15 protein-coding genes and 1 pseudogene are annotated in these 13,105 nt (G+C 63.9%); 5 read left to right on the top strand and 11 right to left on the bottom strand.

Annotated elements, in window-relative coordinates; all coding sequences use genetic code 11:
- Position 1 precedes the first annotated feature (1 nt).
- Positions 2-1,261, bottom strand: a pseudogene (locus tag EJ069_RS03600) (MFS transporter); the annotation flags it as partial.
- Positions 1,262-1,347: 86 nt separating this feature from the next.
- Between EJ069_RS03600 and EJ069_RS03595 the strand changes: the two are divergent.
- The gene (locus tag EJ069_RS03595; RefSeq protein ID WP_126060117.1) at positions 1,348-1,923 is read left to right on the top strand and encodes a TMEM175 family protein; all 576 of its coding nucleotides are present in this window, start codon (positions 1,348-1,350) and stop codon (positions 1,921-1,923) included.
- A 4-nt stretch (positions 1,924-1,927) separates the two neighbouring features.
- Here EJ069_RS03595 and EJ069_RS03590 read toward each other — a convergent pair whose 3' ends face one another.
- Positions 1,928-2,209, bottom strand: coding sequence for a hypothetical protein (locus EJ069_RS03590; protein ID WP_126060116.1), 282 nt, complete (start codon positions 2,207-2,209; stop codon positions 1,928-1,930).
- 151 nt (positions 2,210-2,360) lie between these two features.
- Here EJ069_RS03590 and EJ069_RS03585 point away from each other — a divergent pair, with 151 nt between their 5' ends.
- The gene (locus tag EJ069_RS03585) at positions 2,361-3,227 is read left to right on the top strand and encodes an SDR family NAD(P)-dependent oxidoreductase (protein ID WP_126060115.1); all 867 of its coding nucleotides are present in this window, start codon (positions 2,361-2,363) and stop codon (positions 3,225-3,227) included.
- Positions 3,228-3,235: 8 nt separating this feature from the next.
- On the opposite strand, the gene EJ069_RS03580 is transcribed toward EJ069_RS03585, so the two are convergent.
- The 3 genes from EJ069_RS03580 to EJ069_RS03570 form a co-directional block, all read right to left on the bottom strand.
- Positions 3,236-3,733 carry a low affinity iron permease family protein gene (locus tag EJ069_RS03580; protein WP_189476151.1) on the bottom strand — a complete coding sequence of 166 codons (498 nt, stop codon included), beginning with the start codon at positions 3,731-3,733 and terminating at the stop codon, positions 3,236-3,238.
- A 322-nt stretch (positions 3,734-4,055) separates the two neighbouring features.
- Positions 4,056-4,697: a DapH/DapD/GlmU-related protein gene (locus EJ069_RS03575; protein ID WP_126060114.1), complete on the bottom strand. Its 642-nt coding sequence runs from the start codon at positions 4,695-4,697 to the stop codon at positions 4,056-4,058.
- Between the two features lie 71 nt (positions 4,698-4,768).
- Positions 4,769-5,197, bottom strand: coding sequence for a CreA family protein (locus tag EJ069_RS03570; protein WP_108702807.1), 429 nt, complete (start codon positions 5,195-5,197; stop codon positions 4,769-4,771).
- 249 nt (positions 5,198-5,446) lie between these two features.
- Between EJ069_RS03570 and EJ069_RS03565 the strand changes: the two genes are divergently transcribed.
- Both EJ069_RS03565 and EJ069_RS03560 read left to right on the top strand, forming a co-directional pair.
- The gene (locus tag EJ069_RS03565) at positions 5,447-6,031 is read left to right on the top strand and encodes an SCO family protein (RefSeq protein WP_126060113.1); all 585 of its coding nucleotides are present in this window, start codon (positions 5,447-5,449) and stop codon (positions 6,029-6,031) included.
- Between the two features lie 58 nt (positions 6,032-6,089).
- Positions 6,090-6,962, top strand: a complete 873-nt coding sequence (locus tag EJ069_RS03560) for a 50S ribosomal protein L11 methyltransferase (protein ID WP_126060112.1) — start codon at positions 6,090-6,092, stop codon at positions 6,960-6,962.
- Between the two features lie 9 nt (positions 6,963-6,971).
- On the opposite strand, the gene EJ069_RS03555 is transcribed toward EJ069_RS03560, so the two are convergent.
- Positions 6,972-7,157 carry a hypothetical protein gene (locus EJ069_RS03555; RefSeq protein ID WP_126060111.1) on the bottom strand — a complete coding sequence of 62 codons (186 nt, stop codon included), beginning with the start codon at positions 7,155-7,157 and terminating at the stop codon, positions 6,972-6,974.
- Positions 7,158-7,502: 345 nt separating this feature from the next.
- On the opposite strand from EJ069_RS03555, the gene EJ069_RS03550 reads away from it, so the two are divergent.
- Positions 7,503-9,347 (top strand): aminopeptidase P family protein, encoded by a 1,845-nt coding sequence (locus tag EJ069_RS03550; protein ID WP_126060110.1) that lies wholly within the window; start codon positions 7,503-7,505, stop codon positions 9,345-9,347.
- Positions 9,348-9,443: 96 nt separating this feature from the next.
- Here EJ069_RS03550 and EJ069_RS03545 read toward each other — a convergent pair whose 3' ends face one another.
- The 5 genes from EJ069_RS03545 to EJ069_RS03530 form a co-directional block, all read right to left on the bottom strand.
- Positions 9,444-9,740: an AzlD family protein gene (locus EJ069_RS03545; RefSeq protein ID WP_126060109.1), complete on the bottom strand. Its 297-nt coding sequence runs from the start codon at positions 9,738-9,740 to the stop codon at positions 9,444-9,446.
- The gene (locus EJ069_RS03540; RefSeq protein ID WP_126060108.1) at positions 9,737-10,465 is read right to left on the bottom strand and encodes an AzlC family ABC transporter permease; all 729 of its coding nucleotides are present in this window, start codon (positions 10,463-10,465) and stop codon (positions 9,737-9,739) included. The genes EJ069_RS03545 and EJ069_RS03540 overlap by 4 nt, the downstream gene beginning before the upstream one ends.
- A gap of 119 nt (positions 10,466-10,584) precedes the next feature.
- Entirely contained in the window at positions 10,585-11,154 is a 570-nt protein-coding gene (locus EJ069_RS33695; protein ID WP_348639372.1) for a hypothetical protein, read from the bottom strand.
- A complete protein-coding gene (locus tag EJ069_RS33885; protein ID WP_348639357.1) occupies positions 11,106-11,978 on the bottom strand; it encodes a hypothetical protein in 873 nt (290 codons plus the stop codon). The genes EJ069_RS33695 and EJ069_RS33885 overlap by 49 nt, the downstream gene beginning before the upstream one ends.
- 29 nt (positions 11,979-12,007) lie before the next feature.
- Entirely contained in the window at positions 12,008-13,105 is a 1,098-nt protein-coding gene (locus EJ069_RS03530; RefSeq protein WP_245456429.1) for a branched-chain amino acid ABC transporter permease, read from the bottom strand.

Below are 13,105 nucleotides of genomic sequence, written 5' to 3'. Positions count from 1 at the left end.
TCTAGCGCGCGTATTTGACGCCGAAACCGAGCGCCACCAACGAGAAGACGATGATCATGCCGGCAAAGGCCAGGCTTGCCACGGTGGCGTTGGCCAGGCTCGACAGCACGCCGATGCCGATCACCGGCAGCGCGTTGCCGCAGAAGCAGCAGATGAAGAAGGCCGAGACCACCTCGGCGCGACGGTCGGCCGGCGCGATCTGATTCACCACTTGCAGGCCGCCGCGATAGCCGAGCGCCGCCGCCGCGCCGCAGACCGCGGTCGCCGCGATCATGAGCGCCATCGAGGCGTAGATTTGCGCCGCGACGACCAGCGCCACGGCCGGGATCATCAGGACGAGCGCCGCGAGCATGGTGGAGCGGCTAGCAAGCCGGGCGGTGGCCACGATGGTGATGGCCGCCGCAATCGACAATTCGAAGAATAGCCCGCCGGCTTCGGCATGATTGGTCACGTGCAGTTGCTGCGCGAGAATGCTCGGCGCCAGCGCCGCATAAAAGCCCACAAGCGCCATGGCGCCAAAGCCGGTCACCGCCGGCGCCACGAATTGCGCGCGGATATTGTCGGGCACCGAAAGCCGTGGCCGCAGCGAGACGTCCGAGAGCCGCCCCGGACTGGAGACCGTTTCCCGCGTGCGCCAGATCAGCACGGTCACCAACGCAAGCAGGACGAGATAGCCGGCAAATGTCAGCCTGAGGGGCCAGGGCGCATATTGGGCGAGCAGCCCCGCCATGAGCGCGCCGACGCCGAGACCGATGAAGTTGGTGCTGGTGGTGATGATAGCGGCGCGCGACTTGTCCTTGCCTTCGATCAGCTCGGCCAGCCAGGCGGTGCCCGCACCCGCGCCGACGCCGATGCCGAGCCCGCTCAGAATGCGGGCGACGTCGAGCCAGGCGAGGTTTTCGGCAGAGAGGAAAAATAGCGCGCTGACCACGGCAACCCCCATCGCGGCGAGCGCGGCGGGACGGCGGCCGATCACATCCGACACCCGGCCGAGGAACAGCAGCGCCCCCAGATTGCCGACAACGTAGACGGCGTAAACCAGCGTCAGCGTGACCTGCGAGAAGCCGAAGGCCTGCTTGTAGATGATGTAGAGCGGGGTCAGCGCGGTGCTTCCGGCAAAAAGCGCGGCGATCATGGCGGCGACGGCGGCCTTCGCGGCCCTCCCGCCAAGCTCATGGTCACGCGTCATGGTTTGAGCGTAGCTGGTCATGGCGACCTCCGAGGGTTGTAAGCCCAACGCCCATATAATGGCGCTGTTCCAACCTGCGAATGTCCTCCTGACAGTTCAGGCCGGATGGTCAGCCGCGGCATCCTCCCTTAACGTCGACGCAAAGCGAGGGAAGAATCATGGGCAAGGGACGGGTCGAGGCATTCACCGATGGCGTCGTCGCCATCATCATCACGATCATGGTGCTGGAACTGAAGGTGCCGCATGGCGAGGATTTTTCCGCCCTCTTGCCGCTGTGGCCGGTCTTCTTCTGCTATGTGCTCTCCTTCATCAATGTCGGCATCTACTGGAACAACCTGCACAACATGTTCCACACCGTGCAACGCGTCGACGGGCGCGTGCTGTGGGCCAACATGAACCTGCTGTTCTGGCTGTCGCTGATGCCGGTGACCACCGCGTTCATGGGGGAGAATCACTTCGCCCCGGTGCCGGTCGCCGTCTATGGCTTCGACCTGGCGCTTTGCGCCGTTGCCTACAACATCCTGGTCATCAAGCTGCGCCATCTGCACGGCGCCGAGACGACCTTCGCCAGGGCCGTGGGGCACGACGAGAAAGGCAAGATTTCACTGGCGCTCTACATCGCCGCCGTCCTGCTCAGCTTTCTCAACCAATGGATCAGCGTGGCGATCTACGTGCTTGTTGCGGCGATCTGGTTTGCGCCCGACAAGCGCTTCGAGAGGCTGATCGAAAAATAGGAAGCTATTTTCGCATCGCCTTCAGCTTCTCGGCGACAGAAGCCGCAAGGTCGGCATAGCGCTCCTCCAGCCGCTCGGCCGCCTTGATGATCGGGAAGTCATGGCCGAACTTCTCCAGCGCAAGCCGCAGCTTCTCGGCGAAATCCGCCTGCTTCTCCAGCGCCGCGAACAGTGTTTTCACCTGCGTCTCGCTGATATCGGGATTGGCGAGCATCTTCGGCACCTCGCGGCCCATCTCGTCGCCATTGGCGGTCTGCTCTTTGAGGATTCCGATCCAGTCGGTCAAATACCGAGCTCCTTTTTCAGGACAGCATGCGCGGCAGGCACAGCGATGGTCAACCCGTTGCGACTGTCACGGTCGCCCATCGGGACGAACCAGCCTTGCCTCGGCGGCGGCGAGCGTTAAGTTCGGCGCGACCCGAACAAGGATGGAAACCATGACCAGCGACGCCGAAATCCAGACCGCCCTGCCGGCTTTCGCCTCGGGCAACGTCGCCGTCATCACCGGCGGCGCCAGCGGCATCGGCCTCGCCGCCGCGAAACGGTTCGCGGCGATGGGCATGAAGACGGTGCTCGCCGACATAGGCGGCGTGCGCCTCGACCAGGCCAGGCAAGCAGTCGCGGCGATCGCCGGCGACGATGCCGTGCTGCCAATCCCCACCGACGTCTCCAAGGCCGAAGAAGTCGACCGGCTGGCGGACCTCGCTTACGGCGCCTTCGGTGCGGTGTCGGTGCTGATGAACAATGCCGGCGTCGGCAACAATCCAGGCAAGCCCTGGGAGAACCGCGACGCCTGGAAGCGGCTTCTGGACATCAACTTCTGGGGCGTCGTGCACGGCACCGAGGCATTCGCGCCACGCATGCTCGCAGCTGGAAAACCGGGGCTCATCATCAACACCGGCTCCAAGCAGGGCATCACCACGCCGCCCGGCAACCTCGCCTACAACGTCTCCAAGGCCGGCGTGAAGACGTTTACCGAAGGGCTGGCGCACGCGCTGCGCAACGAGCCTGGGGCGAAAGTGTCGGCGCATCTGCTGATCCCCGGCTTCACCTACACCGGCCTGACCGAAGGCGCGACGGAAAAGCCCGCCGGCGCCTGGACCGGCGAGCAGGTGATAGACTTCATGCTGACATCCCTCAGCGACGGCGATTTCTACATCCTGTGCCCCGACAACGAGGTGGCGCGGCCGACGGATGAAAAGCGCATGGCCTGGGCGATCGGCGACATCATCGAGAACCGTCCGGCCCTGTCGCGTTGGCATCCCGATCACAAGGACGCCTTCGCGGCCTTCATGGACCGCTGACGGCCCTTTCAAGCAGCGGCTTTCTTCTTCTTGGAGGCGTTCTTCCCGGCCGCAGGCTTCTTTGCGGCCGCGCCGGTTGTCTTGGCCGCATGCCTCGTACCGTTCTTTCCGGCCGTGGCCTTGTTGGCGGCCGTTTCGGCGATCTTGCGGTCGTGCCGCTTCGCCGCCGCCTCGCATTTGGCGCGGATCTCCTCGACCTCGGATTCCGTCAGGTGCTCGATGCCGATGAAATGATTGTGGGCGCGGCTGACCCTGATCAGCTCGTCGAGCTTGGCCTGGATCGCCGCGCCGTCGCGGTTCTGAGTGTTCTGGATCAGGAACACCATCAGGAAGGTGACGATGGTGGTGCCGGTGTTGATGACGAGTTGCCAGGTATCTGAAAACCCGAAGATCGGGCCACTTGCCGCCCACACAACCACGATCAGCACGCAGATGGCGAAGGTCGGCGGCAGGCCGGCCAGATGCGCCACCCGATTGGCCATCCAGGTAAAAGCCTTCTCGATCATGCAAATTCCTCAAAAACCGTGGACGCGCGGGCATTTGCGAAGAAACAAGCAGCCACCGCATCGGGTTCCAAAGGGTCGAATTTTCGTCACGGGACGGGGCTGCAATCAGCCACACGCCAGAAGCGCAGGCGCGTGAAGAAACACCTTATCGGTTTGCTTGCGATAATGCCGGTGCAGGCCAGAAAGCCTGTTCCTTCCGCTTCACGCGGTTTGCCTCCAGCCCCTTCCGCCGCGCCACCCCCGCATGGCGGAAGGGGCGCCACTCCCGACAGAAGCTTAACATCCAGACAGCGCCGTTGTGCTTTCAACGGCATTCTGTGTGTCAGCAAGTATCGCCTTCCCAGCGATGGAGGAAGGCCTCGATCTGCATGGCTTGCATGTCGGGGATTGCGCTCGCCAGTTTCTCCGGCGCCCAATCCCACCAGGCCAAGGCCTCGATACGCGCCGCGACTGCCGCTGAGAAGCGTTCGCGCAAGGGCTTCGCCGGAACGCCGGCGACGATCGTGTAGGGCGCGACGTCATGCGTCACCACGGCATTGGCGCCGATGACGGCGCCGTTGCCAATCGCAACGCCCGGCATGACAACCGCGCCATGGCCGATCCAGACATCGTGGCCGACACTGACCGGTTTGGCTTGCCGGCGCGCGCGAAATTCAGTGTCGACGCCCAGCCAGCGGAAATACTCGTTCGGCCGGTAGCTGACCTTATGCTGCGTCAGCCGCTCGATCGGGTGCTCGAGCGCGTTGATGCGGCTGTTGGCGGCGATCGAGCAGAACTTGCCGATCGTCGTGTAGATCGCTTCCGAATGGCGCTCGAAATAGGAAAAGTCGCCGACGCTCACCTCGCGCAGGATCACCCGCTCGCCGATCGAGGCATAGCGGCCGAGCTTGCAGCCTTTGAGCTCCGCGGTCGGATGGATGCGCGGCTCGGGATCTTTCAGGACAAGGTTTTCAGGACGGTCCATGAAGCGGCTTTACGCCGGCGGGGACGGCCTCGCAAGCGCGACCTGCCCCCCGCCAAGCCTGTCTCGGGAGACTATTGCGGCTTGCCCTTGGTCCACACCACGTTCTGGCCGTAGAGCGGCACGGTGGTGACCGACATCTTCGCCGAGCCGTTCTGCACCTGGCGCGAATGCGACAGATAGATCAGCGTCTCGTTCTTCCTGTCGTAGATGCGGTTCACCACCTGCTTCTTCCAGATCAGGCTGAGGCCCTGCTTGAACACTTCCTCGCCGCCCTCGCCCATATCGATGTCGCCGATGGTGATCGGCCCGGTCTGGCGGCAGGAGATCGAGGAATCGGAAGGATCCTCGAACCAGTTGCCCTTATGCAGCCGGTCGATGATGCTGCGGTCGAAATAGGCGACGTGGCAGGTGACGCCGTCGACCTTCGGGTCCTTGATGGCGTCGATCATGATGTCGTTGCCGACCCAGTCGACACCCACTTTGCCCACCTCGTCGGCCATGGCCGCGCCGGCGCTGAGAGCAAGACATGCGGCGAACAAGCCGATCAGTTTTCGCAAAAGTGCCTCCTGGGTTGGCGTTTGCTGATGTCAGGTGGGACAAGATCGTGGCGTTTGCAAGCCGCCCGACACGGGGTTTGTGCTCCACCTGGATCTCTGCTTGCGGCAACGCGGCATCTTTGCGTGCCCGGCGCAGACCCGCTAAGAGTGTCGCCAAACTTGCCCCAAGGCAATCACGACGGACATTCACTGATGATGCGTTCAATCCTGGTCGGCATTCTCGTCCTGATGGCGGCGGGCATCGGCTGGCTGACGTTCGACTGGTACCGCGGCCATTATGGCGGCGAGCCCTTCGGCGCGCCCTTCACGCTGGTCGACCAGAAAGGCGCGCCGATCACCGAAGCCGCCTTCAGGGGCCATCCGAGCGTCGTGTTCTTCGGCTTCACCCATTGCCCGGAAGTCTGCCCGACAACCCTGTTCGAGCTGGCCGGGTGGCTGAAGACGATGGGCGACAGCGGCAAGAACCTCAACGCCTATTTCGTCACCGTCGATCCGGAGCGCGACACGCCGGAGACGATGAACACCTATGTCAGCAACTTCTCTGATCGCATCACCGGCATCACCGGCGATCCGGACAAGGTGCATGCCATGGCCAAGGCCTTCGGCATCTATTGGAAGAAGGTCGACACCGGCGACGGCGACTACACGATGGACCATACGGCCTCGGTGCTGCTGCTCAACGCCAAGGGCGATTTCGCCGGCACCATCGCCTATGGCGAGAGCGCCGACACCGCCGTCGCCAAGCTGAAGCGGCTGGCGGCTGGTGGGCAAACATGATCCCGAAAAGTGGGAACCGGTTTTCGGAAAAGATCATGTTCAAGCAAGAGTCTTCCTGATGGGCCAGACCAGGCTGCACCTCACCGCCAGCAAGATTGAGGCCGACCGCATCTTCGCGGCGCTGGACGCCGCCTTCGAGGATGACGGGCTGCCGATCGCCGTGCTGGAGCTCGACGAGGAAAAAGACATCCACGAAGTGTCGCTCTATGCCGACGGCGATATCGATCCCGTCGAGGCGCGGGTCAGGGATATCCTGGCCGGTCTCGGCCTGCCGAAGCCCGTCGAATGCGAGACCCTCCCCGATATCGACTGGGTGTCGCGCTCGCTGGAAGGCTTGAAGCCGGTCCGCGCCGGCCGCTTCATCGTCCACGGCTCACACGACCGCGCCAAGCGCCACGCCGGTGATCTCGCCATCGAGATCGAGGCAGGCCTTGCCTTCGGCACAGGCCACCACGGCACCACCGCCGGCTGCCTCGAAATGCTGGAGCAGGTGGTGCTGCGCGAACGGCCGCGCAACGCGCTCGACCTCGGAACCGGAAGCGCGGTGCTTGCCATCGCGCTCGCCAAGCTCGCGCATATTCCTGTGCTGGCGACCGACATCGACCCGGTCGCCGTTCGCGTCGCCGCCGCCAACGCCCGCCTCAACCATGTCAAGGCGCTGGTCGAAACGGTGACTGCGCCGGGCTTCCACAACCCGATCTTCGCCAGGCGCGCGCCTTTCGACCTCATCGTCGCCAACATCCTGGCCCGGCCGCTGATGCGGCTCGCGCCTCAGATGGTCCGGCATATCAGGCTCGGCGGCTCGCTGGTGCTTTCCGGCATCCTCGACCGGCAGCGCGACGCGGTGATCTCAGCCTATGTCGGCCAAGCCTTCCGCCATGTGCGTACGTTGCATCGCGAGGGCTGGGTGACCATCCACCTCAAGCGCTGAGGCGGTTACTCACACATAAAGCGAGTTTGCCGCCTTCTTCAGCTCTTCGCGATCGTAGCCATTGGCGTTCAGCGTTTCATCGTCGAGACAAAGCAGCGCCCCGTTGACGTAGCGGGTCGCCTCGCGCCGGCGAGCTTCGATCAGCGCGCTCATGGCGTTTCTGAAAAATCCGCGTCTGGCTGGAAGCGTGGACATGACAGTCTCCTTTGCAGGACAACAGGATTCATTCCTCCACATCCGGGAAACTAAGCTCTGCCGACCTGTCTGGAAATCAACGATTCTGCATAGCGACCATGCGCAAAGACGCGAGCGCGCCCGCCTGGCTTGCACATCGTCGCTTCAGCATATCTGGATCATATGGCGTCTGGTGACAGATCCGTTTCAATTGGCACACGAAATGCTCTAAAGCATGTCTCCCGAAAGTGGGAACCGTTTCGGGATAAAGACATGCGTAAGATCAAAAACCTAAAGCGCATGGAGCGAATCTGAAAGATCGCGACGCGCTTTAGGTTTTTGACAAGCATCCGAGGAGAGGCCACCATGTTCCAGACCTTTGATTCCGCTGGCGATCCGGCCGTCGGCAAGCCGCGCGTGGCGTTGCTGCGGCAATGGCTGGCCGACAATGGCTTGGATGGCTTCATCGTTCCCCGCGCGGACGAGCACCAGGGTGAGTATGTCGCCGACCGCTCGGCGCGGCTGAAATGGCTGACCGGCTTCTCCGGTTCGGCCGGCGTCGCCATCATCCTGCGCGACCGCGCCTTCATCTTCGTCGACGGCCGCTACACGTTGCAGGTCCGCAACGAAGTTGATCTCGGTATCTTCACCGTCGAAAGCCTCATCGACAATCCGCCGGCCAGCTGGATCAAGGACAATCTCGGCAAGGGCGCAAGGCTTGGCTTCGACCCCTGGCTGCATACGATCGGCGAGGTCAGGGCGCTGAAGGCGTCGGCCGAGCAATCCGGCGCGACCTTGGTGCCGCTCGACAGGAACCCGATCGACCTCATCTGGAAAGACCAGCCCGAGCCGCCGCGGGCGCCGGTGGAGTTGCAGGAGCTCAATTTTGCCGGTGAGCTCGCCAAAGACAAGCTTGTGCGGCTTGCAGGCGCCATCCAGAAGGACGGCGCCACCCATGCGGTGCTCACCGATCCCTCTTCCATCGCCTGGACCTTCAACATCCGTGGCGGCGACGTGCCGCATACACCCCTTGCGCTCGGCTTTGCCATCCTCGCCGCCGACGGCAAGCATCAGCTGTTCATGGACCAGCGCAAATTCCCGCGCCAGGTCGCGGCTTATCTTACGCAATTGGCTGACCTGCACGACCCGGGCGAGTTCGAAACCGCCATTGTCGAGCTGGCCAAAAGCGGCGCCAGGTTCGCGCTGGATCCGGTGCTGGCGGCGGAAAAGCTGCGGATGCTGACCGAGGACAATGGCGGAACGGTCGTCTTGGCGGCTGACCCGGCGCGTATTCCCCGCGCGACCAAGAACCAGGCCGAGATCGCCGGCAGCCGCGCCGCGCATCGCCGTGATGGCGCGGCAATCGCCAAGCTGCTGTGCTGGCTGGATCGCCAGAAGCCCGGCACGCTCGACGAAATCGCCGTCGTCACCAAGCTGGAGGAAGTGCGCCGCCAGACCGGCGAGGAAACCCAGATGCCGCTGCGCGACATCTCCTTCGACACGATTTCCGGCGCCGGCCCGAACGGCGCGATCATGCATTACCGCGTCTCGCGCGCCACCAGCCGCAAACTGGAAAGCGGAGAACTGTTCCTGCTCGATTCCGGCGGTCAGTATCAGGACGGCACCACCGACATCACCCGCACGGTTCCGATCGGTGAGCCGACGCAGGAGATGCGGGAGCGCTTCACGCTCGTGCTGAAGGGCATGATCGGCATCTCGATGCTGCGTTTCCCCGCCGGCACGCGCGGCTCGGAAATCGACGCCGTCGCGCGCGTGGCGCTGTGGAAGCATGGCTGCGACTTCGCCCATGGCACCGGCCATGGCGTCGGCTCCTACCTTGCCGTGCATGAAGGTCCGCAGCGCATCGCCCGGACCGGCACCGAAAAGCTGCTTGCCGGCATGATGCTGTCCAACGAGCCAGGCTATTACAAGGAAGGCGCCTACGGCATCCGCATCGAGAACCTGATCCTGGTGACGCCGGCGGAGCAGATCGAAGGCGGCGACATCGCCATGCACGGCTTCGAGACGCTGACGCTGGCGCCGATCGACAAGCGGCTGATCCGCACCGAGCTCCTGACGCGCGATGAGTTGCACTGGCTCGACCAGTATCACGCCTGGGTGCTGGCCGAGATTGGCCCGATGGTCGACGGCGAGACGCTGGCCTGGCTGGAGAAGGCGACGGCGCCGCTGCCGCACGACGCGAAGATTTGAGATTGGCTTCTTTCTCCCCGTTTTACGGGGAGAGATGCCCGGCAGGGCAATGAGGGGCAGCGCCGGCGGTCCGAAACGATCGCTCCGGCAAAATTGCTACCCCACAAACTGCCGTGCGACGATCAACACCGCAGCACCGGCCAGGAACATCGGCATCAACCCGCCGCGCAGCGAGACCAAAGCGGTGACCACCAGCGCCGCCCATTCGGCGGGCCCGGCGCCAAGCACTGCCGGCGCGACCAGCGTCGTCAGCACCGCGGCCGGCACGGCGTTCAGCCCCGCCTCGACGCGCGGATGGATATTCTCGAAGCGCGAGATGACGAGGTGGCCGCCGACACGAGTCAGATAGGTCGCGATCGCTCCGGCAAGGATGATCCAGAAGGTCGTGCTCACGGCCGCTCCCCTATTCCGCTGTGATGCGGCGGCAGGACCACCGCCAGCAGCACGCCGGCGACTGCGCCGATCGAGACATGCCAGGGAGAGCCGACCGTTTTGTAGGCGATGATCGATGCGGCCGCGCTTGCGGCGACGACGGGCAGCCAGAGCGGCCGCTTGCGGAAACCGAGGACCAGGCCGAGAAAGTAGATCGGCAGCAGGAAATCGATGCCCAGCGCATGGGTGTCCGGAATGAGCTTGCCGAACACCGCGCCCAACCCGCTTTCGATCACCCAGAACAAATAGACCGGCAGCCCAAGTCCAAGATACCAGACGAACCCGACCGGCTTGCCTGACACGGCCCTCGCCTCCGCCACGGCAAATTGCGGGTCGGTGAGGATGAAGTAGCCCAGCGCCTGCTGCAGCAATGGCCAATGCGCGATGCGCCGGCCGATGCCGGCCGAATAGAGCACATGGCGGAAATTCACCGCGAAGATCGACAGCACGATCAGCCATGGCGCGACATGCTGGCCGAACAATTCGATGCCGACCATCTGGCTGGCGCCGCCATAGATCATGGCGCTCATAAGCAACGCCTCGATCACCGAGAAACCATTGTCGACGGCGATCGCGCCGAACAGGATGGCGAATGGCGCAGAGGCGACGACGACCGGCATCGACAATCGCACGCCGTCCCAGAAATCGCCGCCGGTTCTGCTCTCAGAGATTGCTTCCGTTACCATGCGCCGCTCCTTGAGCGGCCTCATGTAGGGAGCGTCGCCCCGCTTGTCACACCAATTCGCTTGACCCAGCGATCAGCGGAACTGATCGCCGGGTGCGAAGCGTCGAAAGCTTTGGCGACTCAGCTGACGAAATAGCGCTGCCATTCGAAGTCGGTGATATGCGACGCCTGCCAGGCATCGAAGGCCGCCTGCTCGGCGCGACGGCTCTCGGCATAATTGTCGCGGAACGCCTCGCCGAAAGCCTCGGCGCAGAAATCGGATCCGGCGAAAGCCTCAATGGAAGCGTTCAGCGTGCGCGGCAGCTTCGGCTTGTCGAGATTGGCAAGGTTGCTCGTCACCGGCGGCTCGAGCGGCAGGTTCTTCTCGATGCCTTCGCAGCCTGCCGCCAGGATGGCGGCGATCGACAGATAGGGATTGACGTCGGCGCCGGGCGCTCGGTGCTCGAACCGGCACGCGGCATCGTTCGGCGTGGTGATGGCGCGGATCGGCGCGGTGCGGTTCTCGAACCCCCAGGCGACGTCTTCCGGCGACCACGCGCCGCGGTCGAAGCGGCGGTAGGAATTGACCGTCGGCCGGAAGAAAATATGCGTCTCCTGCATGCGGTTGAGCACGCCGGCGAGGAATTTTTCGGCGACCGGCGTCAGCCGGTTCGGGCCGGCGGCGAAGGCAGGCTTGCCGTTCTGCCACAGGCTGACATGGTGGTGCGCGCCGCAGGCACTTTCCTTGCCCGGGGCTGGAAGCGCGTCATAAAGGTGGCGACCAGCCCACGCTCGGCGCACAGCTCGCGCAGATGCAGCTTGGCGCGCATCGCCGCATCCGCCGCCGCCAGGGCGCTCTTCGGCGTCAACGCATATTCATACATGCCATAGCCATATTCGGTGACCAGCGAGGCGACGCCGATCTCGATGCTCTTCATGCGCGTGATGAACTCGGCGGCGAAATCCTGGTACTCGCCGCTGCGCACCAGATCGTAGTTGATCAGCGAATGGCCCCACGGCTTCAGCTCACGATAGCGGCCGGCGCGCATCAGATCGTGGTCGGCGTGGAAAATGCCGAACTCGTATTCGAGGGCGAATTTCGGTTCGTAGCCGAGCGCGCTGGCGCGCTCCTCGACACGGGCGAGGACGTTGCGCGGATCGTAGGCGCAAGGCGCGCCGTCGAGCATGTAGGAGCGCGTGATGGCGGAAGCGAATTTCGGCTTCCAGCCATGCTGCACCACCGTATCCGGGTCGATGATGCCCTTGATGTTGGGAAAGCCGTTCTCCTCATTGGCGCTCGGCGAGGCGAAGGCGACATCGCCCATCGGCTGGCCGTCGCCATGGGTGACGCAATAGAGGATGGCGTTGATCGACTCGCCGGATGTGGAAAGCTTCAGCGGCGCGATCTTGGAGCGCACGACGCCCGACGTATCGACCGTATGCACCTCGACGAACTCGACGCCGCGCGATGCAAGCTCGGCCTGCAGCGCCTCGAGCTTCGGCGCATACACCGCCACCCTGTCCTCAAAATCCACGTTCAACCCTCCACCAGGAAATGACGACGCTATCTGGCGTTGCGCCGGAAAAGAAGCGATACAAGCTCGTCGAGCTCATGCCGGCCGCTGATGCCGCTTGGCCGGAACGCCATGCAAAGCACGATGACCACGCCGAGCGCCACGCCCGACAGTCCAAGCAGCTGCGGCATTTGGATACCCGCGACGGTCACGCCGGACTCGATGCTGCGGATGAATTCCAGCCCGATCGAAAGCACGATGACGCCGGTCACCGCCCCGGTCACCGTCGCCATGCCGCCAAGGATCAGCATCGCCAGCGTGTTGAAGATCATCTGGAAATAGAAAAGCTTCGGGCTGATCGTGCCGGCGAAATAGGCGTAGAGCACGCCGGCGAGCCCGCAGATCAGCGCCGACAGCACCCACGACATCAGCCGCAGCTTCTTGGCGTCAATCCCTAGTGCCGCCGCAGCCTGCGGGCTCTGCGCGCTGGCTCGCAGCTGCAGGCCCCAGCGGCTGTCCTTGAACAGCCGCGCCGCCACGATCGCCAGCACCGCGAAGACCAGCATCCACGGCAGGCCGACCACTTTCGGAATGCCGAAGAAAGCCTGGTTGCCCTTGAACAGGTCCGTCCAGTTGAGGAACACCGAATGGACGATGATCAGCAGCGCCAGGCTGACGATGGTCGCGGCGACCCCCGACAGCCGGCTGATCACCTTGCCGCTGACCAGCGCCATTATGCCGACGACCAAAAGCGCGATGAGCGCCGACGAAACCGGGTCGAGCTCCAGCCTCGCAAAGCCGAACGGCGCGTTGGGGATCGACAGCTTCTTCATGGCAAGCGGCGTCGACAGGATGGCGACGCCATAGGCGCCGAGCCCGACAAAGGCGCTGTGGCCGAGATTGGCGATGTTGGAATTGCCCATGAACACCTGCAGCCCGACCACCACGATCAGGTTCACGAAGGCGCCGAGCGCCAGGAAGGTGTAGTAGGTCGGCGCGAAATTCAGCACCAGAAGCCCGATCACCAGCACCGGGAGCGCCGTCACCAGACCGCCGACCAGCGAGCGGACAACCGCGTTGCCGGACTGCGCGGCCGCGGCCGGAGCCGCCATCTGTTCGACCGCTTGCGACAATTCGGAGCCTGCCAT

Source organism: Mesorhizobium sp. M2A.F.Ca.ET.043.05.1.1 (assembly GCF_003952445.1).
Taxonomy (GTDB): domain Bacteria; phylum Pseudomonadota; class Alphaproteobacteria; order Rhizobiales; family Rhizobiaceae; genus Mesorhizobium.
Note: the sequence above shows the minus strand (reverse complement) of the source record. Positions and strands in the feature narration are given on the sequence as shown.

Bases quoted from the DNA above. Each gene is read 5' to 3' on its own strand.
- EJ069_RS03595 (WP_126060117.1), top strand. From the start codon at position 1,348: ATGGGCAAGGGACGGGTCGAGGCATTCACCGATGGCGTCGTCGCCATC.
- EJ069_RS03585 (WP_126060115.1), top strand. From the start codon at position 2,361: ATGACCAGCGACGCCGAAATCCAGACCGCCCTGCCGGCTTTCGCCTCG.
- EJ069_RS03580 (WP_189476151.1), bottom strand. From the start codon at position 3,733: ATGATCGAGAAGGCTTTTACCTGGATGGCCAATCGGGTGGCGCATCTG.
- EJ069_RS03575 (WP_126060114.1), bottom strand. From the start codon at position 4,697: ATGGACCGTCCTGAAAACCTTGTCCTGAAAGATCCCGAGCCGCGCATC.
- EJ069_RS03570 (WP_108702807.1), bottom strand. From the start codon at position 5,197: ATGGCCGACGAGGTGGGCAAAGTGGGTGTCGACTGGGTCGGCAACGAC.
- EJ069_RS03565 (WP_126060113.1), top strand. From the start codon at position 5,447: ATGATGCGTTCAATCCTGGTCGGCATTCTCGTCCTGATGGCGGCGGGC.
- EJ069_RS03560 (WP_126060112.1), top strand. From the start codon at position 6,090: ATGGGCCAGACCAGGCTGCACCTCACCGCCAGCAAGATTGAGGCCGAC.
- EJ069_RS03555 (WP_126060111.1), bottom strand. From the start codon at position 7,157: ATGTCCACGCTTCCAGCCAGACGCGGATTTTTCAGAAACGCCATGAGC.
- EJ069_RS03550 (WP_126060110.1), top strand. From the start codon at position 7,503: ATGTTCCAGACCTTTGATTCCGCTGGCGATCCGGCCGTCGGCAAGCCG.
- EJ069_RS03540 (WP_126060108.1), bottom strand. From the start codon at position 10,465: ATGGTAACGGAAGCAATCTCTGAGAGCAGAACCGGCGGCGATTTCTGG.
- EJ069_RS03530 (WP_245456429.1), bottom strand. From the start codon at position 13,105: ATGGCAGGCTCCGAATTGTCGCAAGCGGTCGAACAGATGGCGGCTCCG.